General features: G+C 39.2%; 21 protein-coding genes. 5 read left to right on the top strand and 16 right to left on the bottom strand.

Annotated features, from left to right (window positions below; translation table 11 throughout):
* Window positions 1–118: 118 nt before the first annotated feature.
* Together J7E35_RS16560 and J7E35_RS16555 are read left to right on the top strand one after the other, a co-directional pair.
* Window positions 119–514, top strand: a complete 396-nt coding sequence (locus J7E35_RS16560; RefSeq protein WP_214781515.1) for a hypothetical protein — start codon at window positions 119–121, stop codon at window positions 512–514.
* Window positions 515–1,226: 712 nt separating this feature from the next.
* On the top strand, window positions 1,227–3,344 hold the full coding sequence (locus tag J7E35_RS16555) for a transglycosylase domain-containing protein (protein ID WP_214781513.1): 2,118 nt from the start codon (window positions 1,227–1,229) through the stop codon (window positions 3,342–3,344).
* Between the two features lie 287 nt (window positions 3,345–3,631).
* On the opposite strand, the gene J7E35_RS16550 is transcribed toward J7E35_RS16555, so the two are convergent.
* From J7E35_RS16550 to J7E35_RS16540, 3 genes are all read right to left on the bottom strand, one after another.
* Window positions 3,632–4,189: a GNAT family N-acetyltransferase gene (locus J7E35_RS16550; RefSeq protein WP_214781512.1), complete on the bottom strand. Its 558-nt coding sequence runs from the start codon at window positions 4,187–4,189 to the stop codon at window positions 3,632–3,634.
* A gap of 69 nt (window positions 4,190–4,258) precedes the next feature.
* The gene (locus J7E35_RS16545) at window positions 4,259–5,203 is read right to left on the bottom strand and encodes an ABC transporter permease (RefSeq protein ID WP_214781510.1); all 945 of its coding nucleotides are present in this window, start codon (window positions 5,201–5,203) and stop codon (window positions 4,259–4,261) included.
* Window positions 5,200–6,144, bottom strand: coding sequence for an ABC transporter ATP-binding protein (locus tag J7E35_RS16540; protein WP_214781508.1), 945 nt, complete (start codon window positions 6,142–6,144; stop codon window positions 5,200–5,202). The genes J7E35_RS16545 and J7E35_RS16540 overlap by 4 nt, the downstream gene beginning before the upstream one ends.
* A 209-nt stretch (window positions 6,145–6,353) precedes the next feature.
* On the opposite strand from J7E35_RS16540, the gene J7E35_RS16535 reads away from it, so the two are divergent.
* Window positions 6,354–6,509 (top strand): YpzG family protein, encoded by a 156-nt coding sequence (locus tag J7E35_RS16535; protein ID WP_192471666.1) that lies wholly within the window; start codon window positions 6,354–6,356, stop codon window positions 6,507–6,509.
* 162 nt (window positions 6,510–6,671) lie between these two features.
* Here J7E35_RS16535 and J7E35_RS16530 read toward each other — a convergent pair whose 3' ends face one another.
* The 5 genes from J7E35_RS16530 to J7E35_RS16510 all read right to left on the bottom strand — a co-directional run bounded on the left by J7E35_RS16530 (window position 6,672) and on the right by J7E35_RS16510 (window position 12,264).
* On the bottom strand, window positions 6,672–7,499 hold the full coding sequence (locus tag J7E35_RS16530; RefSeq protein ID WP_214781506.1) for an undecaprenyl-diphosphate phosphatase: 828 nt from the start codon (window positions 7,497–7,499) through the stop codon (window positions 6,672–6,674).
* A gap of 125 nt (window positions 7,500–7,624) precedes the next feature.
* Window positions 7,625–8,119, bottom strand: coding sequence for a GtrA family protein (locus tag J7E35_RS16525; protein WP_214781504.1), 495 nt, complete (start codon window positions 8,117–8,119; stop codon window positions 7,625–7,627).
* On the bottom strand, window positions 8,076–9,110 hold the full coding sequence (locus J7E35_RS16520) for a glycosyltransferase family 2 protein (RefSeq protein WP_214781502.1): 1,035 nt from the start codon (window positions 9,108–9,110) through the stop codon (window positions 8,076–8,078). Before J7E35_RS16520 ends, J7E35_RS16525 begins: the two co-directional genes overlap by 44 nt.
* A gap of 18 nt (window positions 9,111–9,128) precedes the next feature.
* Entirely contained in the window at window positions 9,129–10,799 is a 1,671-nt protein-coding gene (locus J7E35_RS16515) for a DUF6044 family protein (RefSeq protein ID WP_214781499.1), read from the bottom strand.
* A 220-nt stretch (window positions 10,800–11,019) separates the two neighbouring features.
* Entirely contained in the window at window positions 11,020–12,264 is a 1,245-nt protein-coding gene (locus J7E35_RS16510) for an MFS transporter (RefSeq protein ID WP_214781498.1), read from the bottom strand.
* A 324-nt stretch (window positions 12,265–12,588) separates the two neighbouring features.
* Here J7E35_RS16510 and J7E35_RS16505 point away from each other — a divergent pair, with 324 nt between their 5' ends.
* On the top strand, window positions 12,589–14,331 hold the full coding sequence (locus tag J7E35_RS16505; RefSeq protein WP_214781496.1) for an AAA family ATPase: 1,743 nt from the start codon (window positions 12,589–12,591) through the stop codon (window positions 14,329–14,331).
* Between the two features lie 64 nt (window positions 14,332–14,395).
* On the opposite strand, the gene J7E35_RS23540 is transcribed toward J7E35_RS16505, so the two are convergent.
* From J7E35_RS23540 to J7E35_RS16490, 3 genes are all read right to left on the bottom strand, one after another.
* Window positions 14,396–14,578 carry an STAS domain-containing protein gene (locus J7E35_RS23540; protein WP_214781494.1) on the bottom strand — a complete coding sequence of 61 codons (183 nt, stop codon included), beginning with the start codon at window positions 14,576–14,578 and terminating at the stop codon, window positions 14,396–14,398.
* A 2-nt stretch (window positions 14,579–14,580) separates the two neighbouring features.
* Window positions 14,581–14,856 (bottom strand): YkvA family protein, encoded by a 276-nt coding sequence (locus J7E35_RS16495; protein ID WP_214781493.1) that lies wholly within the window; start codon window positions 14,854–14,856, stop codon window positions 14,581–14,583.
* A gap of 177 nt (window positions 14,857–15,033) precedes the next feature.
* Window positions 15,034–15,795 carry a MerR family transcriptional regulator gene (locus J7E35_RS16490; protein WP_214781492.1) on the bottom strand — a complete coding sequence of 254 codons (762 nt, stop codon included), beginning with the start codon at window positions 15,793–15,795 and terminating at the stop codon, window positions 15,034–15,036.
* Window positions 15,796–15,998: 203 nt separating this feature from the next.
* Here J7E35_RS16490 and J7E35_RS16485 point away from each other — a divergent pair, with 203 nt between their 5' ends.
* On the top strand, window positions 15,999–16,736 hold the full coding sequence (locus J7E35_RS16485) for a uracil-DNA glycosylase family protein (RefSeq protein WP_214781491.1): 738 nt from the start codon (window positions 15,999–16,001) through the stop codon (window positions 16,734–16,736).
* Between the two features lie 27 nt (window positions 16,737–16,763).
* Here the strand turns inward: J7E35_RS16485 and J7E35_RS16480 are convergent, their stop codons facing one another.
* The 5 genes from J7E35_RS16480 to J7E35_RS16465 all read right to left on the bottom strand — a co-directional run bounded on the left by J7E35_RS16480 (window position 16,764) and on the right by J7E35_RS16465 (window position 22,345).
* Window positions 16,764–17,399: a hypothetical protein gene (locus J7E35_RS16480; RefSeq protein ID WP_214781490.1), complete on the bottom strand. Its 636-nt coding sequence runs from the start codon at window positions 17,397–17,399 to the stop codon at window positions 16,764–16,766.
* The gene (locus J7E35_RS16475) at window positions 17,389–17,913 is read right to left on the bottom strand and encodes a sigma-70 family RNA polymerase sigma factor (protein ID WP_251009590.1); all 525 of its coding nucleotides are present in this window, start codon (window positions 17,911–17,913) and stop codon (window positions 17,389–17,391) included. Before J7E35_RS16475 ends, J7E35_RS16480 begins: the two co-directional genes overlap by 11 nt.
* Before the next feature lie 312 nt (window positions 17,914–18,225).
* The gene (locus J7E35_RS16470; RefSeq protein WP_214781488.1) at window positions 18,226–20,511 is read right to left on the bottom strand and encodes an ATP-dependent DNA helicase; all 2,286 of its coding nucleotides are present in this window, start codon (window positions 20,509–20,511) and stop codon (window positions 18,226–18,228) included.
* Between the two features lie 113 nt (window positions 20,512–20,624).
* Window positions 20,625–20,753, bottom strand: a complete 129-nt coding sequence (locus J7E35_RS23535) for a hypothetical protein (RefSeq protein ID WP_285290315.1) — start codon at window positions 20,751–20,753, stop codon at window positions 20,625–20,627.
* A 371-nt stretch (window positions 20,754–21,124) separates the two neighbouring features.
* On the bottom strand, window positions 21,125–22,345 hold the full coding sequence (locus J7E35_RS16465; protein WP_214781486.1) for a tetratricopeptide repeat protein: 1,221 nt from the start codon (window positions 22,343–22,345) through the stop codon (window positions 21,125–21,127).
* Window positions 22,346–22,442 lie beyond the last annotated feature (97 nt).

Here is a 22,442-nt window from a genome sequence, read left to right as displayed (position 1 = left end):
TGAGAACTTTAAATGAAAAATTAAATTTTGATAAAATAATTGACATAATACCCAATAGGGTATATAGTAATAACATAACAAATACCTGCTAGGGTATAAAATAGGAGGAAGATTTGATATGTTAAATAAAATGACAAAATCATTCATTGCTTTTGCAATGGTTTTATCTTTACTTGCTGTTGGTATTCCAAAGCAAAAAGCTGAGGCTGCAACTACAGCCGCTGATGTTCTGGTAACTGTAGGGCAGATGGGTGCTGATTCTTATTCACAAACATTGGACGGAGTTCTTTATACAGTTGACCAGATTGGCTTCATGGCTGACAGGATCCTTTGGACTCAAGAACAAATTGCCTTTATGGCCAACAGGATTGTATACGTAACAGAGTTTTCTCAGAATAACACTGTTAAAGTGATCTATATGGCAACAGCTTTATGGCCAACTGGAACAGAGGATGGCGGATACACTTATAAGGTATCTCTTATGCCGGTTGCGATGCTCCCAGCTGGTTGGTAAATAGTAATGTAAAAAGGCGAATCATAGGTTCGCCTTTTTATTTTTAACTAAAAACCTTCTTGTACAGCTTTCCGTCATTGATAAGAGGCAACGCCAAATCATCACTTGTTCTGCTGATATTCCTGTCTTCCAAAGTTACTGTATTTTTTTCGCATTTTTCATGACTAGCCTACAGTATTCCTACCCTTACATCCCGAGCATTAAAAATGTTTTTTTCCGTAACATTAACAATATATCGTCGATTGAATATTGGGTTTTGCGTAAGTACTCCACATTTTACTGTCCCTCATGAATCACCGTGATTGGTTCATAGGAATAAACAGCGCCACAAACAACATCTATGGGAGAATTGTGACCTCCCTGCCTAAGAGTACCAACATTTCTTCTAATAGTTTCATTTGTTGCCCCAATTGATTAGACTACATTAATTCGTTTTGATGTATTTTTACCATTTATGCCCACAACTCCACGTTTAGAGGAATACATAACATTTCATTATTTCCTTTCCCCTTTAATTGAGTAACTGAGCGAATTTCTGCTCACTGACATATCAGGCAACCATAACTCATAGTGTCTCCTGCCTCCATAGAAATGGCTGCAACTTTCCTGAAATCCATCAAATCATATATAATGGAATTTAAATTAGGAAACAGTCCTGATTCTGTCAACCTGAATATGTACTAAAACCTTCATTCTTAAAAGGAGAAATCATATGCACTTACTGCAAAGATTCTGGGAGGCAGTTGTTCGATTCTGGAAGCGACGCCACCTGACTCAAATCTCGTTATTAATCTTATTGGTTTTCATATTGTTGTCGATCCTTTGGTTCGCCTTTATTGCAAGCAGGGCAAATGTTCAGACCCTAAAGGATGGATTGAGCCAGGCTACCACCATTTATGATCAGAATGGTGATGAAGCAAGCAAGCTTGCTACCAACCGAACTGGTGGTGTGTCGATAAAAGATATGCCAGAGCATGTCCCAAATGCCGTCATTGCAATTGAAGATGAACGGTTCTATGAACATAACGGATTCGATATAAAAGGTATCGCCCGTGCTTTCTTTGGAAACCTTTTAGCTGGAGGAATCACCGGTGGTGGCAGTACCCTTACCCAGCAGCTGACCAAAAATGCTCTGTTATCTTCAGAGCGGACATACAAACGTAAAGCAGAAGAATTATTTTTGGCTGTCGAGCTTGAAAAGGTGTATGAAAAGGATGAAATCATAGAAATGTACCTGAACCAGGTATATTTCGGCAGTGGAGCATTTGGAATTAACAATGCCAGCAAGAAATATTTCGCAAAGGATATTCAGGATGTCACCATTAGTGAGGCTGCTTTGCTAGCCGGCTTGCTTAAGGCACCTTCTGCCCTGGATCCCTACAACAATTACGAGGCTGCCATCAAACGCAGGAATGTTGTTCTTTCTAAAATGAACGAACTAGGGATGATATCTGATACCGAGTACAAAAAAGCAAAGTCAGAGAAAATTGAATTGGAAGATGGGGGCGGTTCTCTCGCCGACCGAAAATACCCTTCATATGTTGATGCTGTTTTGGATGAAGCAACTAGTAAATATGGTCTCACACAGGATGAAATCATGACAAGAGGCTATCGAATTCATACTGAACTGGACCAGGACATACAATCCGGCCTGGAAAAAGTATACCGACAGGATTATCTATTCCCTGATCGGGCCAGTGATGTTCTAGTACAAAGTGGATCAGTCCTGCTTGATCCGGATAATGGAGGCGTCCGTGCATTGGTTGGCGGACGCGGCGAGAAAGTTTTCAGAGGATTTAACCGTGCAACCCACCTGAGGGCTCAGCCCGGTTCAACAATGAAACCACTTGCTGTATATACCCCGGCACTTGAAGAAGGCTATGAATATGACTCCATGCTTGTTGACGAGAAGATGTCATTTAAGAATTACAGTCCAAAGAACTTCTCTGATACTTACCAAGGAGAAGTTCCCATGTATGAGGCCGTGGAAAAGTCCATTAACATACCTGCAATTTGGCTATTGAATGAAATAGGTTTGAATAAAGGAATCGACGCTGTTAGAAGATTTGGAATCAAAGTGGAAAAAGAGGACCAGAACCTGGCCCTCGCCCTTGGAGGAATGCACAATGGTGTTTCCCCTCTAAAGATGGCTGAAGCTTATTCTGTCTTTCCAAATGGAGGGAAACGTCATGATGCCCACTTGATTACCAAAATTGTTGGTCCTACTGGCAAGGTCATCGCAGAACGTGATGGATCAACAACGCGCGTTACTTCCAAATCAGTTGCCAATGAAATGACATCGATGTTACTGAATGTTGTTGAAACAGGTACAGGGAAAGGGACAAATATTGAGGGTGTCGAGATTGCAGGGAAAACTGGCTCTACACAGCTCCCTTACGCAGATATCAACGGAACAAAGGATCAATGGTTTGTTGGGTATACACCGAACATCGTTGGCGCTGTATGGCTGGGATATGACAAGACAGACCGCAACCATTATTTATCCAGCAGCAGCTCAAGGGATGTAGTGCCTCTCTTCAGGGCAATCATGGAAGAGACAGTGCCTCACATTGAGCGGGAGGAATTCAAGGTACAATCAATCAACGAACGGAAGTCCGGTGCTGTTATTGATTATGAAGAAACAGAAAAAGCAATCAGGGAAAAAGCAACTGAACTGGAGAAAGAATTAAAAGAACGCGCTGGCAAGGTTGAAGAAAAACTGAAAGAGGAAGCGCCAAAATGGAAAAAAGTATTTGATCAAATGCAGGAAGATGCCGCTAAAGTCGGAGATAAGGTGTTTGATAAACTACGTGAGTGGCAAGGAGAATAAATGAAATTCGAGCAGCCTGAATTGGCTGCTCTATTTAATTGCTCGACTGCTGGTGTCAAATGGTGTTGTGGAATCATTTTTTCAGATTGGTGACTTAAATATCCAGTTTCTTGAAAATTCGGACACCAAGGGCCGTTGTTGGTGTCCTCAATATCCAGTTTCTTGAAAATCAGGACACCAATGACCGTGATTAGCTACCTAAATATCCATTCTCAAAAATAAGATCACCAACCGTCATGGTTGGTGACCTCTAAATTAGTGAAAAACAACTCCACTTGGCAGACCCTTTAGAATGTCTTCGAATAAATGCATGTATCCCTTAAATCCCCGTCAACGGAAACTGAATCATTCTTTAGGATTCCATCGAGAGCAAACCCGAGTCTTTCGGGGATGGCCCTGCTTTTAGTATTCAATGAATCACACCGTATTTCGATCCTGCGGGCTTTAAGCTCCCGAATGGCAAAATCAGTAATTCCCTGGACAGCCTCGGTCATGTACCCTTGCCCGCTATATCGAGTGTCAATCCAATAACCAATTTCAAATTTGGGTATGTCCCAGTTTATTTTATGTAAACCAGATGAGGCGACAAATTCACCGGTATCTTTCTTGAATACAAGAAGCCTCAAATCTGACCGATTTAAAAAATTCAAATACCCCTGTCTGATCACGACTTCTGTTTCTTCAACACTCTGTTCTTTTTGGGCAAATGGCATCCATGGCTGAAGTTCTTTTAATGATGCATTGATTGATTCACAGGTTACAGCTCCGTCGCCAGGCAGCGGCATTCTGATAAAAAGCCGGTCTGTTTCAAATTCAGCGGGAAAATCCAATAATATAGGATTCACCTTCACCTCTCCCCTTTCAATTTCCATTTAAAAAGAGCGGTCACAGGACCGCTCTATAACTTATTCTGCTTAAATACTGATATCCCTCTTTTGGAAAAAGAAAAAGGTGAGCATCATAAATATTGCGTAATATACAGCCAGTATGGCTAGCGATACAGGCATTGTAATATCCTCAAGAATTCTATCCTGAAGTGCATACACGGTCAAATCCAGATGCGGGAAGATCAGGAATTTCGCCCATGTATATTTATCAGCAAGCATCAGGATGATACCGCCGATTGTAGAAGAAAAGAAAAGAACGAATATCCCGATTCCCACCGCCAGAGCTTGGCTTTTAAATAATGTTGACAGCATAAAGGCAATTGTCATGATGATCAGCAGACTTGGAATGAAGTAAAGCATTTTTAACATGAATTGTGTACCAACTATGGCTACCTTTCTTCCTTCAAGCGTGATTTCAAATATCTTCATATTGTAATCACCACTGCCAAACAAAATCAATCCTATTATATACCCCGATACAATTAATGTCAGGACCAATAATAATGCATATATGATGACTGCTATATACTTTGACAACAGTATTCTCCATCGCTGATGTGGACGAATCAGCAGCTGCTTGATGGTTCCATCTGAGAATTCTGCAGCGACATTGGCACTGCCTACCACCACTACGAACAAGGTAACAAGTGAGCTCACACCCACTACTACGTCGTTCATGAAATGCCAGTTAGTCTTTTCATTTGGGTTAATATCCTGATCAAGAAATTGCTGTGTCTGCTCAATTTGGTTCTGAATCATTTTCTTTTCGTCATTAGAAGCAGAGGCCATCTGGTTTTCAAGCATTGTAATCTCTGTCTGGGTGTCCTGACGCCAATTTGGATTTGGATCTGCGCTGAATTTCATATAAATAATTCCGGCAATTAATACGGCCAACACGATTATGATCATATAGATCCAGCTTGCCATTTTGCCAAATATCTTCATTAACTCATTTTGGATTAAAGGAATCATATCATCTGCTCCTTCTTGCCTTTATTCGTGATTTCAAGGAACCGGTCTTCAAGAGTTGCTTTCACATTTAATATTTCGAAGACATCTATTTCATTTTCAACAAATAGCTTGTTAATCCTCGGGATTTGCTCTTTGCGCGCTGATAAGGTTATACGATTGCCTTTACTGGAGGTTACTTTTACATCTGTCATCTGTTCTGTCAAAAGCTTAGAAGCAAGGCGGGGATTCGATAACTCCACTTCTATTGTTTTAACCTCAATAGCTTCAGACGTTTCATTATCATTATACATAGAAGAAATATGTATTAATTTCCCCTTTTCAATGATTGCAAATCGGTCGCACATCAGCTGCATCTCTGACAATAAATGAGATGACACTAATACAGATGTTCCCTGGCTTGCAAGCAAGCGCAAATAATCCCTGAACTCACGAATTCCCTGTGGGTCTAGTCCATTAGTAGGCTCATCCAGTATGAGAATAGACGGTTTATGTAAAATCGCTTGTGCCACCCCGAGGCGTTGGCGCATTCCCAAAGAATAAGTGCGGACTTTATCATGGATTGCTTTTTCAAGCCCTACAAGCTTGGTCACTTCGTTTAGTCGTTCTTCCGTAATATCACTTAATGCCATACGCGCGTAATGTCTGAGATTTTTGTATCCACTAAGGTATTTGTAGAATTCAGGATTTTCCACTATAGCACCCAGTTCATTCATTGCTTTTGTAAAAGACTCATCCAAATCATGGCCATTTACAAGCACAGTTCCTCCTGTGCGATTAATCAAGCTAACAATCATTCGGATGATTGTTGTTTTTCCGGCACCATTAGGACCAAGAAGTCCAAATATTTCACCTCGTTCCACTTGAAAACTCACGTCATCAACGATTGTTTTTTTTCCAATCGTTTTAGTCAACTCTTTTACCTCGAGGGCAAATTGCGACATAGAATCTCCTCATTTCATAAATGTTATTTCATGGCCTCACAAAGATTAATACGATGAAAATTGTAAAAAGTTACAAAAAAAGCAAAAAAAGAATATCTTAACAATGCCCTCATTTTTATACTGTATATTGCCCACTCTTAATACAAACGATATAAATGATATTCGCTGGAATATCGTCTGTTTCAAAAATCCAATCATGAGGTGATTGTATGAGTTATAAAGATCATTTGGATCCACACTCACAACTTTTCCACCACACTTGGACTAGGCGCAAGCATACCAACTCGCAGGTAAATGGGGAAACCCAGGTAACAAAGAACACGCTGCTTGCAAGGAGTAACGCTAAAGCGCACCGCATGTTTTGATTTTTTGAAACTAAAAAGGGAAAAGGCGCGAATTGCGCCTTTTCCCTTTTAGCAGATTTCCTGTTTAAAATAAGCTCCCATGTTGCAGCCTTAATAGAAGGCTGTTATGGAGCAACAAAGTTTGAAAAAAAGCCTTATGAAAGGAACAAGCTTTATTAATCCTTAAAGAAAAATAAAATAAATGATTCCTGCCAAAATAATCCGATAGATCGCAAATGGCATTAATTTAATTTTATTGATAAGCTTCAAAAAGAATCTGATGAAAATCAACGCAAACACAAATGCGCTGATAAAGCCTACAGTGAAAAATGGCAATGCATCAATGGTAAAATACTGCCAGTTTTTTAACAGAGATATCCCGCTGGCGCCTAGCATGATTGGAACCGCCATTATGAAGGTGAAATCGGAAGCCGCGCGATGGCTCATACCGAGAAGTACTCCTCCCGCTATCGTGGAACCAGACCTTGAAAACCCTGGCCATAACCCAAGACACTGAAACAAACCTACTCCAAATGCCTGTTTATAACTGATTTGATCAACAACCTCAGTCTTAAGTGTTTTGGGTTGGAAGCGGTCTGCAATTATCAACAAAAAGGCGCCGACTACCAATCCGATGATGACAGTTTCTACGGAAAATAGATGCTCATCAATATAGTCCTCAAATAAAATGCCAGTCAACCCAGCAGGGATCAAACCTGCAATTACCTTAGGCAAACTCAGCCTCCCTTGGGAATCCCCGATTGAAACACCTTTTTCCAAACCTAATAAGTTGATGAATCGATCTTTGAATACAATTACCACAGCTAATATTGATCCTAATTGAATAACTACTTTAAAAGTATTGGCAACAGGTTCTGTAAACAATTGTTTAGAGTGTAACAGCAAATCATCGACAATAATCATATGGCCAGTGGACGAAACAGGTGCAAATTCAGTTAATCCTTCTACTAAACCGAGTATAAATGCCACAATTAATTCCCAAATGTTCATGAAGTGGTCTTGCTCCTTTAAGAGTTAAATTTAAAAGCTTGTCTCATAATTTCGAAAAACAAAAGCAAATGTACTTATTAATTTTTAACTTTAATTGGACATTTAGTCAATAAAAAAAAGCAGCATCATAAGCTGCTTTGAGTACTTCCCTTAAAAACAAGGAACTTTTGGCCAATATAGTTCGTGAGTGTGTAAATGATCGACCCTAGAAGGATTGCAGTATTGTCAGCGCCGATAAAAAATGGCCCTGCTGTTATCGCGTCCATTGTCCGGGTAATCAAACGGCTGATTGAGAAGGAAAGAAAATAACATGCCATCACAACTATAATGAATCTCGCTGCTCCAACATGAATGGGAACACTGCTTTTAAATGTGTAAATCCTATTCATTAAAAAGCTGACAGCAGCGCCTGCTGTATTTCCAGCGAATGTGGCATACCAAAACGGCCATTCCAGTTCATTTTTCAAAAAATACATCAGCCCCATTCCGACAATGGTATTGAGTAAACCGACCACCAGAAATTTAATAAATTCCGGAAAGCTTGCAGATCCAATTCCAATCCTTTGCGCCAGCTGGCTAGTTATTCTCAGATAGCTTCCGAGTTTCACTGATTGGCTCATAATCTGCTCCTTCCATGTTGATCAGCTTCCTCGATACAGGCAGATTATAGAGGTCAACATCAATAATATATTTCGGGCGCCGTTTAGTTTCTTTGTAAATTTTTCCTATATACTCTCCTACCAATCCAATCGCAATTAACTGCAGGCCCCCAATAAGCCATATAGAGGTTATTAAGGAAGTCCAGCCGAGTTCTGTATTCCCAAAAAGCTTCAATGTAAGAAAATACAAACCGAAAACAAGGCTTACGAAAAAAGAGAGGCATCCTACAATCATCACGAACCTTATCGGTGTCACTGAAAATGAAGTGATTCCATCAAAAGCAAACCCTAGCATTTTCTTCAAGGGGTACTTCGTTTCACCGGCATGACGTTCCTTTCTTTCGTAATAAACAATCGTGGAGTTAAAGCCTATTAATGGAACAATCCCGCGAAGAAACATATTGCTTTCCGAAAAATGCTCCAATTCTTCTACGGCCCTCTTGCTCATCAACCGAAAATCGGCATGGTTGAAGACTAGTTTGACCCCTAGCTTGTCCATGAGCTTGTAAAATCCTTCAGCAGTAAAACGTTTAAAGAATGTATCACTCTCCCTGCTGCTTCTCACACCATATACCACTTCGTAACCTTCACTGAACTTCCTTACCATTTCATTAATAGCATGAATGTCATCTTGCAGATCAGCATCAATGGTTACCATGCAATCGGATGCCTCTTTTGCTGAAAAAAGTCCGGCAAGTAAAGCATTTTGATGTCCTGCATTTCTTGAGAGCTTCAGCCCTTTAATCATTTCATTATCTAAACTGGCTTTGTAAATCAAGTGCCAGGTCCTATCCTCGCTCCCATCATCGACGAATAAGACTTTACTTTTTTCTGATACCATATTTTGCTTGATCAATTCACTTAGCTTTGCTGCCAACTGATCAATGGTCTCTTCCAAAACATCTTCTTCATTATAGCAAGGTACGATAATTGTGAAGATTGGCGGTTTCATTTATAAGCCTCCTTGGTGTTATAAAGCTTCATAGAGGTAAATTTTCCAGGCACTTTCCTTTGAATTAAAGATTTTATCAAGCTTCAGATTATTTTCTGATGCATTATCGATTGGGACTGAAGAGAAGATAAATTCCCCGCCCATTTCCTTAAACTGCTCTATGTTCACATCTATATTTTCGATTCTTCTCTTTGAGTTTTTTTTAAACATATAATGCTTTCCCAATTCATCGGTAAAAAGATAACAACGTCCGCCCCACTCATCAAAATAAACTCGGATCCGCTTATTTTTTTCAAGCTCATTTTCGATAATCTTCCTGAACTGATATTTATAACTTAGAGGATAAAAATTATTGTAGGTGTCCAGCGTGTAAAATCCATTATACTGAGCGATTGCTGGATGCAAGCCTATACTGGCAACACGATAGCTATCTTGGGGTTTTCCAATGTGATTTTTGATGGCCTCAAATTGTTCTTCTGCATAAAATTCTCTTACACTCGGTTTTTTTTGGAAAACAATCTCTTCATTTGTTAACAGGAGCAAGAATATTTGAGCAGCCATCAACCAGGGGATTGATTTCCGCATTATCTTTTCCTTCCAGAGAATTTTCAAACCGGTGGCAAATAGGATGTACAGGATTAATGGACGCAAGAAGTGATACCTGGCAAAATTAAATGTATCAAGAAAGTGGAACCTTTCCGTTAATGGGAGCCACCCTTTATAAAACCAAAAAGCATACCAGGCAGATAAGACGAAATTCAGCACAAATAAGAAAACAAAACTGCGCTCTTTCCCCCACTTCCTATGTTTCCAAATCAAAAATATCGCTGCGATTATAACTGGCAATATAATAATCGTATGTACAGTCATGACATGATGATGTCCTAGAATGAAATTTTTGAACGTAAGCCTGACGGAATGCCAGAAAGTAAGACGGGCATGAAAGTATTCATCTCTGCTATTCGGTTCCCCATCAAATAAAAAGGAATATACCAGTCTGTAATCAGTGATTAAGAAAACAGCAGTCATATAAGCTATTGAAAAAAAGAATCTCCAATTCCAGCCCTTACTGCGAATTACATCACTAAGCCAAAGTAAACCCATTGCACTGAGGAAAAAGAAAAAACCCAAAACGATACTTGAGTAAAATGGCAAAAGTGTAAGCGCAAGATAATGCGACCAGGCACCTCTCATCTTTCTGATATGCAAAAAAGCCCACAGTGCCAAGGGCATACCCAATGTACTAAGCATCCCTGACGGCCAAAAAGGGGTAAGCGCAAAAGCCAAAGCCGTCCCGACACGAATCAGGCTTTGATCGTCTCCCTTAATAAAGTGGTCCTTCAAAACCAAATACATACCGAGGAAGGCTATAAACCTGGTGATCGCCTGACTTATTCCATATGCAATCATGGTCGGGAACCACACATACAGCCATACAATCAGGCTATACTCAGTTCCAAGTGCATTCCTAGGCAGTCCATTGATGATTTGAGGAATCCTGGCCTCTATCGAACCGGCAATCTGGCCACTCTCAGCAAGCACCTTATACCATGCCAAATTCGAGTCAAGATTGTCATGGACCCGGATGTGAGCGTCGTCTCCTAAAATAAAATAGGGGGATAGGAAGAGTGAAATCACAATGAGAGAAAATATGATAAGTTTTCGCTCTTTATCCTGTAAGTAATACAAATCACATTACACCTCAAGTTCCATAGTTGCTTCTATTAAGGTTTGCACATTTCTTGAAACTATTCTCTGTATCTTTTGTTGCTTCCCTTTTCTTAATCATAAGTATTTCCGCTAATGAAAGGGTTTTATGTATGAAGGGGCCCAGATATTGCTGAATTCCAAGCCATATAGCTCGCAATAAAAAAGCTGTACTGGTGTAATATTAACCAGTACAGCTCGATTATCCCTCTTCTGTTAAATTGCTCTCTGCCTCAAGAATGAAAAGGTCTTTCTTTGACTGCAAAAATATGATCGATGTCAATGCTGCAGCCAGCAGCAGTCCCAGTGCAGAGAATGCGACGGTGACTGTTTGCAGTTTTATTACTTCTGCTAAATAACCTAATAATAATGTTAACACGATTTGAACCATTGCCTGAAAGAAGGCAAACGAACTGCTAAACCTGCCCATCAAGTCAACTGGTACATTGTTTTGGAAAAAAGTTGCGTAACCAGTAAAAGAAAATGGTGAAAAGAACCCAATAATGATAAAGCCAGCCACAGCTAGTGGTACCGTGTCTGAAGATGCAAGATAGAACATTAAGTACCCAGTTACCGACAAAAAAGAACCCATTCCTAACAGCAGTTTTATTGAAAGACGATTTGCCAGCGCTGACACTACAAATGAACCAGCCACATACCCAGCTCCTGTGAGGCTGACCAATAATCCATAATTCTCTTCAGATAAGCCGACAACCTGCTGTATGAAGGTTACCTCCTGTGAATCGAGGGCAAATGAAATTAAAGTAATGAACTGGAAAATAAGGAAAACCATTATAAATCCTGCTGCAGTTTTACCGAAACTGATGACAGCTTTCCAATCAGCAGCGATCATGTTCAGCGTAATCCGATCCCTAACCGTTTCATTGCTTAGCTTTTCATCAACATCCGGAAGGAAGTATATTGCCAAGGCGCATAGAAAGAAAGTTAGAGCATTAATATATATACTTGTATTTATGCTTCCATACATAATCAACAGCCCTGACACACTCGGTCCTATCAGCATGGCACCAGATGTTGCAAAGGAAAAAATCGAATTAAAACGTTTTCTCTTTTCGGGTGGTACAAGCTTGGTTATGTAAGTTTCTGAAGTGGGCCCAAAAAATGCACCCGCTATATTCGTTAAAAACATAATAAGATAAATTGGAACAAGCGAAGTAAATAATGGGATGATTGCAATTAAAAACCCTCGAAGGATATCAATGAATATCATTAACCTTCGCTTATTGACCCGATCAATGACGCTGCCTGCCCAAGTATTAGTTAAAAGGATGGCTAAGGGCCTGATTATGAATAATCCTGCTATCGCAGCCGCAGAGCCTGTTAATTTTAACACTAATAAATTTATAGCTACAAAATAAATCCAGTTACCTATGTTTGAAACTCCAATTCCCAGAACTAAGAGTATGGGATTCTTCCAGCCTTTCAAACTGACCCCTCCCGAGTACAGAATATAAATGTAAAAAACTCTTCTCTATTTCTCTTTCCATCCTATCTTCAACTTCCAAAAGTTTCAAGAAGCTATTTAATTAAATTCCATTTTTTTACTAAAATAAAGAATTGTCACAATTTGTCCACATAAATTTTCCCAACATAACTTCCGAAAACAGGCTCTATACCCGGAGTCATAAGTACTTTAAACATCAAGCCTATTGATTTCATTTATTTACCAGTGCTAGTCATACAATTTACCCATTACTAACATAGGTATATTCCTTATAATGATATATAGAATTGATAAGGAGCTGAAACCATGAATTCTAATCCGAAGTTTGTTTCTAAGATCCTTCCGCTTTTCGCGGTGTTTATGGTTATAGTTACGATTGCAGTGACATTTGTCGTTCAAAATACTGATGATAAAGTATCTATCCCTTTTTCTTCTCTTGTCAAGACTATAGAAGGCCTTAATGGCAGCGAAGCAACTCTTACTGAAAAAATGGATGGAACTCTAGTACTTAAAACTAAAGATTCAACATTTGTTTCCCAAGTTCCTCCCGGCAGCCAGATGGTCGATAAATTAGTAGAAAAAAATAATATAAATTATGATTATATGAATAACAGCAAATATGGTGCCTGGATCCTCGGTGGTGTGCTATTGCTTCTGCTGGGTACTGCGTTTGTAATCCAAAAGAAAACCGGGGGTATTGGTACTGGCAATAGAATGAAGAATAGTTTATCAAAGCCTAACCCTCTGCCTTCCATTACTTTAGAAGATGTTGGTGGATTGCAGGAAGAAATGAAGGAGGAAATCTTCCAGACTCTATCAATCTTGAAAAACCCTGAAAAGTCTGCAAAGATGGGCATTAAGCCGCCTAAGGGCATATTGTTGTATGGACCTCCAGGTACAGGTAAAACCTTGCTTGCTCAGGCTATTGCTCGTGAATTGAATGCCAACTTTTTTTCAGCCAGCGGATCTGCATTTAATGAAATGTTCATTGGTGTAGGTGCTTCACGTGTCCGAAGCTTATTCCAAAGTGCACGCAAGCAAGGGCCTGCAGTCATTTTCATCGATGAAGTCGACGCTCTTGCAGGAAAGCGTAAGCCTCATGGCGGTGAAGAAGGTGAGAAGACATTGACAGAACTTCTTGTCCAGCTTGACGGCGGACATTCTAACGATGGAATTCTTTTTATTGCAGCTACAAACAGAAAGGACATGCTAGATGATGCATTCCTTCGCCCTGGCCGTATCGATTTCTCATTCAATGTACCTCTTCCTGATACAAAAGGGAGAAGGGAAATCATTAATATTCACATTAAAGGAAAAAACCTTGCTGATGATGTTGCAGCATCACTGGATGACCTGGCTGAAAGTACTTCTGGGTTCTCAGGCGCCGAGCTGCATTCGTTGTTTGAAACTGCAAGCAGACGAGCATTCAGGAACGGCCAGGACTTCATTTCAAAGAGTGATATAGATTACTCTCTTGATCGGACAATCCTTGGAAGTACTTCCCGTACCCTTCAGGATGCAGATACAAAGCGCAGGGTTGCCATCCACGAGGCGGGGCATGCACTAGTATCTGCCGTCACAAAACCTGGGTCTGTCCGAAAAGCAACGATCATCCCTAGGGGTCAGGCACTGGGATATGTGGCACCGATTCCGAAAGAACTTCACTTGTCGACACATAGTGACTTAATCGACCGTATCGCCATGATTCTTGCCGGTGGTGTAGCCGAAAGAATGATTCTCGGTGAACACAGTATCGGAGTAAGCGGTGATGTCCAGCAGGCTAAACAGATTATAGAGCAAATGGTCGACACTGGCTTACTGCAGGAAGGTTTCACACTAACATTCAGCAAAGGCTTAAAAGAAACAAAGATGCAAGAGCTTTTCGATGACGCTCTAGAAAAATCCGAAATAATCATAAATGCTCACAGACATCAATTTGATGTACTAGTAGAAGAATTACTAAAGAAAGAAACACTTGAAGGCTCAGAAGTAGATGATATTGTCCAGGATAAGACCGGGTTTCGTCAAGATCAATATGTAATGGCATAACAAAAAAGGCTTTCCGCGGAAAGCCTTTTATTTTGGTTCTTTTCTCATGCTTTGTTGCTATTGACTACAAAGTAGGATTGAATAATCTTGGCGATTCTAATCTGATTCCGAAAAGAATTGTTTTTCCTCCGATTAATTTAAATGATTTTAAAAGTTGGAATATTTGATGGGCAACCATAGTGTCGTTCAGTGCCACACTTGAAAGATCGATAAAGAGATGATGATGATCCCCCTTGCTGCATTGCATACTTATTCCAGTTTATGTTTGTCCTTTAACTCAGGCGGAGCCATTTTTATAATCTGTTGAAAAATGATAAGCAGCACACCTACGTCATCAACAACACCAATGAAGGTTAAGAAGTCGGGAATGATATCGAATGGCAGAAGAAAATAGCCAATGATCAAACCTGATGAAATCAATTTTTGCTTTAAAGGAACTAACCCCGAAGTAAAAAACTCTATTAAAAAAGGGATGAATCTTTTCACTTTGAATACAAGCCTGATTCTTTTAAAAAACTTTTTCATAAAAGCTCTCCTTTCAATTCGTACTATCCACATACACTTTTTATTGATTTTTAAACATTGCAAGTGAATCTGACTATCATTAATACGTCCCAAGAATAGATATGTTTCATATCAGGAACCAAAAAAACAGCCAAACTTAATTGACTCCTTTCCGAACTTTATAAAAACCACATTAAGTTATTTTTCCTGCTGATCGCAATAGAAATGGATCGCTTCTTTAAAGAATGCTGCTAGTCCTTGCTGGTGTTTATCTATATTCTTTGTGAACCGGGGGTCAGCCACATATAAATCCCCCAGCCCGCGATATATATCCAGTGTGCAATCATAATAATGGTCAGTGATAAATTGGCGCCAATCTGCTACAGCCTGCTGTACTTCTTGAGCTTCTGGACCCTGGTCCATTCTGGCAATAAGCTGCTTATAAATTTCATCTGTCTTACTCTGGATTTCTGCCCAGTCTTCAGCTGAATATCCAGCAGTCCTCTTCTCTACGTTTTCGACGGTCTCTTTATCATACTTCTTCTTCGCTTCCTCGCTATATTTCTTCTGGTGTTCTTCTATTTCCTTCATGTTAAATCCTTTGAACATATCCCTATCTGCCATTTGATAGCCTCCTTCTATTGAATCAATTGTCCGTTTAACTGTCAGGATCATCTCTTCTAATCGCTTTTTTTTGGCTAAAAGCAATTCTCTATGTTTTTTCAAATTTTCTTTGCGGTTAAACTCCGGCCGTTCAATAATTTCCTTGATTTCTTGAAGAGAAAAGTCCATTTCCTTGAAAACTATTATTTGTTGAAGGCGCTCAAGATTCCCTTCTGAGTATAGTCGATACCCGGCATAGGTCAATGCTTCTGGTTTGAGTAAACCAATACGATCATAATGATGCAGGGTACGTACGCTCACGCCTGTTAACTCCGCAACTTCTTTTACTTTATACATTCCTCGATCACCTCCACATACCAATCTTAAACTATGACGCAGCGTCATGGTCAATATTTTTATTAGTAGCTTTTAAAATTAATTGAAGAAAAAATACATACACTTTAATAGCTTGTCCGGAGTAAAGCCTTATCTATATAATTGAATATGTTTGAAGAGGAATAACAGAACTAAGCAACTTTTTAATGGCATGGGGGATAAGCATGGACAAACTGGAGAAGTACATCGATAAAATTGCAGATCTTCCTTTAAAAGAGAGTTATTCTCGAGGTGAAATTTTAACATCGGATTTCCTGATGGCCAGGGAAAATAACATTGAGATTTACTATTGTACACATAACGAATATATCAATAAAGAGGCCAGGGTGTTTATAATAGGAATTACACCAGGATTTCAACAAATGAATAAATCGATTGCTGTTGCCCGTAAATGTCTGGAGGACAACATTTCAGTTGATGACATTCCTTTTATTTGTAAGCGTGAAGCACGTTTTTTCGGGATACTTCGCAAAAATATCACCCAAATGCTAGACGATTTAGGCTTGAACATAAGGCTGGAATTGGAAAGTTGTGAGGAGCTTTTTGGCGATAAGGATTTTTTGCTCCATACTACGTCTATGATTCCATATGCCGTCTTTGTCAATGGCAAGAACTATGGTGGACATAGCCCGAAAATCCTGAAAAATGATTTATTGACTCGTTATTTAGCAGAATACTTTGAACCCCAGGCTGCCGAACTTAGGGATTCATTAATTATCCCTCTTGGAAAAGGAGTTGAAGAAGTTTTATCCGTATATATACGGGAAGGCATATTTAAAAAAGAGAACATTTTATTAGGCTTTCCACATCCTTCAGGAGCGAATGGCCATCGCCTGCAGCAATTCAGGAAGAATAAAGAAAGAATGAAAGTTATTATTAAGGATTTTTTCCAAAAAAAATAAAAGACCAATGCTCTTGGTCTTTTAGACTCACTCAAATGGAATTTGTTCCTGATACGCCTTTTCGTATTTTGTTATCAGTTCCTCTTGATGTTCTTCACCGTTAATTAAAATGTCTCCATAAACCGGAACTACGGTATGCCAATCATGTTCTTCATTCTTCCTGGATATGAATAAGTAGCTTTCTCCTTCCTTGAGCAGCTGGTCATTTTCCACCAGAATCAGGTTCTTCCCTTCATAGCCACCTTGCTGGCTGACCGTTACCTCACCTTGCAATTCACCCTTGATGGTCTCTGCTACTTCCACTTTGAACTGCGTTTCAAGCATTCCTCTTTCTTCAGAAGTTCCAGACATCTTTGTGACTTTTCCAACAAACACATTGTCAGCCCATCCAACAAGCCTTTGTGGGTCAGTCACATCAAAAGCATGACTGGTTTGTACCGTTTGAATCACGGGATTTTCAGGAGGTTGATCAGAAAGCAATCCAGGACCGGCGATTCCCAAGGCAATGATCGCAGCAAGGCCGGGGGCTGCAAAGGCGAGCAATTTCTTTTTATTGCTTTTTCCTATCTCCGTTTTTGCCTTTCCAATCCCAATTCTGCTCCGGTCACTCAATTCTTTCGGTATTTCAATTTTATTCATTTCTGTTTGGATTTTATTGCTCATTTGCCTCATCTCCCTTCAAATCTTTGCGAAGCTTGCCCAATCCCCGGTACAATATTGTCTTTGCTGTACCTAGTGGTATATTCAATGTTTCCGAAACCTCTTTTAAAGTCATGCCTTGATAAAATCGAAGAAGTATTACACTTTTTTCTTCCTCGCGCAGCTCTTCAATCAATGCCTTTAAAGTAATTTCAGATGTTAAATCTTCATCAATTGCTCCGGAAATAAATTCATCAAAATCGGGCTTCAGCGGCACAACTTTTTTCCTTTTTCTAAGAATGTCGAGAGAACAGCTGATGGCTATTCTGATCAGCCATGACTTAAAGTATTTGGGCTCTTTCAGTTCTTTAATGGATTTGAAAGACTTGTACGCAGTTTCCTGTACAACATCCAATGCGTCATTCTGGTTTTTGACATATATAAACGCCATCTTGTATAGATCTTGCTCATATTGCTGGAAAAGCTCGAGAAATGCTTTGTCATTTCCCTTCTGTGCTTTTTTTATCAACTTCAGCAATAGGTGCACCCCCTTGTTACCGTTCTTATTCATTAGACGGAAGATTCACTTATTTGGCTTTTAATTTTTTACAAAAATTTAATTAAACGGCTTTGTTAAATTTGGCTGTTGATTTTCGTTCCAGGCGCTTCGCTTTCCGCGGGCAGTCCGGGAGCCTCCTCGGCGCTTTTGGCGCCTGCGGGGTCTCCCGTGACTTGCTCATCCCGCAGGAGTCTTCGCGCCTTCCACTACAATCAACAGGAGTTTAAAATAACATTATTGGGTTTTAACAGAGTAAAACACCAAAAAACACCCATACTACAGGGTGTCTCGCTATAAAATCGCATATCTTCTCCATACATCTGGAAGCAAAGACTGATATTTATACTGTAAATACCGATCATCGATCAATATAATCGTTCCTGTATCTTTTTCTGACCGTATCAATCTGCCGCCAGCCTGAAGCACTTTGTTCATGCCCGGATATACATAGGCGTAATCAAATCCATTTTTCCCTTCGGAGGAAAAATGCTGATTGATCAAATCCCGCTCAAAGCCGATCTGAGGCAGACCAACACCCACTACCAATACACCATTCAGTCGATCACCCTTTAAATCTACTCCTTCTGAGAAAATCCCTCCCAGGACAGCGAAACCTACCAGAGAACCTGATCCGCCTGGTTTGAAAGATTCCAGAAACGCTTCACGTTCGGCCTCTCCCATTCCTGTTCCCTGTACAATAGTAGGTACCCCGTAATTGCCATGATTCCAGTCTTCAAACACCGAATTAAGATATAGATAGGAAGGAAAAAAGATTAGGTAGTTGCCTGGCTTGCTTTGAATGGTTTTGATTAATGTTTTAACTATTGGTTGTATCGAGTTTTCTCTATCCTTATATCTTGTTGATAAAGGATGGATCATTACCTTGTTTTGTTCTTGTGAAAATGGAGAAGGAATTCTGACAACATAATCATCATCCTCTCCACCTAACATGTCACGGTAATATCCAATAGGACTCAAAGTAGCCGAAAAGAAAACACGAGCCTTAAAGCTTTTACCTGATTGCTTAATTAGATAAGAAGGATCAAGGCAAAATTGCTTTACTATAACCTCATTCCTTTGGACCTCTGCATATAAAATGAATCGATCGTCGAACAGCTTGCTGATTCTTTGCCAATTCTGCGCCGCAAAATAGGTCTCAAGCAACTGCTCAGGATCCTCAGATCGATCGCTAAGAAGCTCCTTTTCTGCAAGGTCGATTAATTCCAATACCAACTGATTGAATTCCACTAATGGTTCCTTAAACACCATTGTTTTTGAAGGTTCCGCATGCTTTTTTATTTCGATAAAGCAGTCATTTATTTGCTTGCAAATCCTATGTATGTTTTCGTTTTTCCCCTTAAATTCCCTTTTAAGCTGCAAAAATGCTGTCTTTTCTAAAGTGGATGAAAACATATCCCTTCCTCTGTCAACCAGGTTGTGAGCCTCATCAACAAGAAGGACAGTTTCTTTCTTTTGGTCATCGAATAAACGCTTCAACGAAACTTTTGGGTCAAATATATAATTATAATCACAAATGACTGTGTCAGCCGCGTATGCTAGGTCCAGAGAAAATTCGAAGGGGCAGATTTTATGTTTGAGGGCATATTGTTCAATACATGGTCTATTTAAAGAATTTTCATTTTTTAAGATATCGAGTATTGCGCCATTGATTTTGTCATAGTAACCGTCGGCAAACTCACAATGCTCCTTATTGCATATCCCCTGCTCAGTAAAGCAAACTTTGTCCTTTGCCGTTATGGTCACTGCTTTCATTTGAAGGCCATTAGCAAACAGTTGGCTAATAGCTTCCTCCGCTGTTTGCCTCGTCGTTGCCTTGGCAGTCAGATAAAAAATCTTTCCCAGGTGTTCCTCGCCGATTGCTTTAACAGACGGGAAAATTGTAGAAATGGTCTTTCCGATGCCAGTAGGAGCACTTGCGAAAATAGTCTTCTTTTCCTGAATGGTTTTGTATACCGATCCAGCAAGCTGCCGTTGCCCTTGGCGGTATTGAGCAAAAGGGAATGCCAACTCTTTTATACTCTGATTTCTATTCCGTTCATGCTTTAAACGCCATTTCGCGTAAGGAGCAAATGCAGATACCATGGTCAACATCGCTTCTCTTATTTCATCATATGTCCGAGTCTTAATGAATCTTTTCACTTCACCGGAGGATTTCTGTACGTATGTAAGCTGGATATCGATACAATCCAATTCATGGTCCTCCATGTACATGTAAGCATAGCATTCTGCCTGGGCCCAGTGAGCCAGATTACTGTCTGCATTGATCATTTCAAGGCTTAAAGAGGTTGACTTAATTTCATCTATGGTAATACGTCCATCATTTACAAGAAGCCCGTCACAACGGCCTTCAATAATAAAATTAAGGTTTTCATATTCTATTTCAGTCTTTAAAGAAACTTCACTTTGATCTTGTTCGTTATATGTTTTCTGGACTTCACGATGGATTCGAGAACCTTCGGTAAAAGATGAAGCTGTTCGGAACCCGGATACGATACTTCCACTTTTGTATACATACTCAGCCAAAGTTCTCACCGATATCTTCATTACATTTTCCATCCACTCACCTGGCCCAATCTAAAAATTAATATAACTAATTATAGTACATACGTTCTGATATATCCAATCATATAAAAAATCCGTCCCAGTGAAACCTGGAACGGACTAATATCTTACCAATGGCGAGTTATTTCAAGCAAAGTGTCAATCTCAATTGGGTTCAGTGTAAAACTCAGATCAGTTTCAGCAATTTCCGTTGTCTCTTCCAACAGCTCGTCAATATCCATGCTAAATGTTCCCATACCGAACCTCCTCATTTTATGCTGGACAGAATCTTTGTCCGGCTTCGTGAAAATAGTTCGTTTATTATATGAGGGTTCTGGGGGTAATTTAACAACGTGAAAATTTTCCCAAGTTGTTGTTAATTTGATATCAATTCTTTAAGTCGTTTTACAAAAAGGAATTCGACGGAAATAAGAAATCACTTTTCATATACAGTTATACAGTTCTTGTCATCTATAATTTTGCTTCAAAAACAAAAAGGCCTATTTAGGCCTTTTCGTTAACTTCTCATGCTGGAGGTAAAATTGGCGGCATGCCTGCTACTAATACACCTAGTGCCATTGCACTTGTCATTAAAGCTGTTAACATTTTTTTCATACGAATTTCCTCCTTAATTGATTTTTTCTATATATTTTACTGCTTGATCAAATCTTCCCATCTGCCGATAGTGATTTGATAGCATTTTGTAAAACCAAATTAATTCTTCACTTTTACCATCGCTTTCTTCAAGAAATGGTATTACTTTAGTTTCTGAGTAGTCTAATGATTTTTCTGGAGAGTCCAAAGTCATTAAATAAAAATTTGCTAACATTCTATACTTTCGGTTTTCTAAATTCTTAGATAATTGGTATACTTCCTCAAAGGATTCCCTTGCTTTTTCTTCATTTTGCAACTCGTATTGGATTTCTCCAATTGAATAAAGAGTAATCAGATAGTGTTGTGTTCCTTTTGTTTGTAGAGATAAGCTTTTCTCAAAAAAGAAAATGGCTTCTCGATAGTTCTTAAGCTTTTTTTGAAGGTAACCCATATTGTGATATATTTCAGGTAATAATTTTTTTTCCTGTAAAATCTCGGCGTTTCTGATGAGATTTTTATAGCAATCCTGGGCTTCTTCATAAATCTTAGAATTAGTATAGTTGATTCCAAGCAACATCAGCACATGTAGGATTCTTTTAAAATTGTGTTGTTCCATAAATTCTTGCAGTGCCATCTTTCCATAATAAATGGCATAACCTAAATCTTCAGGAGAAGTTTTAGCCAGAGCACGATGATATAGTAATTCTCCATCGGGGATGTCGAACTTTGATCCCCTGCTAATGGTGTCTAGGATTTCATCAGCTTTCTTATAAATTCTCTTCTTTAATAACATTACAGCATGAAGATAGGAAAATAAAGCCATTTGAGGTTGGGAAAATATTTTCTTTTGTTTTTTTAATGATTCATATTGTTCTTGGGCTTCGGTAAATTTGTGTTTGAAAATCAAATATCTAAATTTGGTAAGTTCATATGTATGTAGATTTGTAGTAAAAGGAATAATTCCTTCAAATTCTTTTAGCATTTCCATTGCTGTATCTGCTTCTTCATCTTGTATAAAATCAATTTTTTCATTAAGTTCTTTTATTAGCTGCTTAATCTGTTCTTCATTTTCAGTAATGGAAGAAAGGTTGACGCCAAGTCTTTCTAGCAAGAGGCCCATTGTTTCTTCATTGGCTTCCTTTGAATTGCTTTCGATCTTGCTTAAATGGGGAACTGAACATATGCCATTTGCCAGTTCCTTCTGTGTTAGACCTTGCTGAATTCTATAAAATTTAATGAGTGGTCCAAACTGCATACATTCACCTTCCGTTTTCTTTTAATCTACCATCTTTTTTAACTTTTTAAACAGTGCAAAAGTACTATTTTTTAAAAATTCTATATTTTATAAATTG

This window comes from Bacillus sp. ISL-45 (assembly GCF_018613195.1).
Taxonomy (GTDB): Bacteria; Bacillota; Bacilli; order Bacillales; family Cytobacillaceae; genus Mesobacillus.
The sequence above is the reverse complement of the archived record's forward strand: the minus strand, read 5'-3'. Positions and strand labels throughout refer to the sequence as shown.

Coding starts and splice junctions, on each gene's coding strand:
- J7E35_RS16560 (WP_214781515.1), top strand. CDS start 119: ATGTTAAATAAAATGACAAAATCATTCATTGCTTTTGCAATGGTTTTA.
- J7E35_RS16555 (WP_214781513.1), top strand. CDS start 1,227: ATGCACTTACTGCAAAGATTCTGGGAGGCAGTTGTTCGATTCTGGAAG.
- J7E35_RS16545 (WP_214781510.1), bottom strand. CDS start 5,203: ATGATTCCTTTAATCCAAAATGAGTTAATGAAGATATTTGGCAAAATG.
- J7E35_RS16540 (WP_214781508.1), bottom strand. CDS start 6,144: ATGTCGCAATTTGCCCTCGAGGTAAAAGAGTTGACTAAAACGATTGGA.
- J7E35_RS16535 (WP_192471666.1), top strand. CDS start 6,354: ATGAGTTATAAAGATCATTTGGATCCACACTCACAACTTTTCCACCAC.
- J7E35_RS16530 (WP_214781506.1), bottom strand. CDS start 7,499: ATGAACATTTGGGAATTAATTGTGGCATTTATACTCGGTTTAGTAGAA.
- J7E35_RS16525 (WP_214781504.1), bottom strand. CDS start 8,119: ATGAGCCAATCAGTGAAACTCGGAAGCTATCTGAGAATAACTAGCCAG.
- J7E35_RS16520 (WP_214781502.1), bottom strand. CDS start 9,110: ATGAAACCGCCAATCTTCACAATTATCGTACCTTGCTATAATGAAGAA.
- J7E35_RS16505 (WP_214781496.1), top strand. CDS start 12,589: ATGAATTCTAATCCGAAGTTTGTTTCTAAGATCCTTCCGCTTTTCGCG.
- J7E35_RS23540 (WP_214781494.1), bottom strand. CDS start 14,578: ATGCAATGCAGCAAGGGGGATCATCATCATCTCTTTATCGATCTTTCA.
- J7E35_RS16495 (WP_214781493.1), bottom strand. CDS start 14,856: ATGAAAAAGTTTTTTAAAAGAATCAGGCTTGTATTCAAAGTGAAAAGA.
- J7E35_RS16490 (WP_214781492.1), bottom strand. CDS start 15,795: ATGTATAAAGTAAAAGAAGTTGCGGAGTTAACAGGCGTGAGCGTACGT.
- J7E35_RS16485 (WP_214781491.1), top strand. CDS start 15,999: ATGGACAAACTGGAGAAGTACATCGATAAAATTGCAGATCTTCCTTTA.
- J7E35_RS16480 (WP_214781490.1), bottom strand. CDS start 17,399: ATGAGCAATAAAATCCAAACAGAAATGAATAAAATTGAAATACCGAAA.
- J7E35_RS16470 (WP_214781488.1), bottom strand. CDS start 20,511: ATGGAAAATGTAATGAAGATATCGGTGAGAACTTTGGCTGAGTATGTA.
- J7E35_RS23535 (WP_285290315.1), bottom strand. CDS start 20,753: ATGGGAACATTTAGCATGGATATTGACGAGCTGTTGGAAGAGACAACG.
- J7E35_RS16465 (WP_214781486.1), bottom strand. CDS start 22,345: ATGCAGTTTGGACCACTCATTAAATTTTATAGAATTCAGCAAGGTCTA.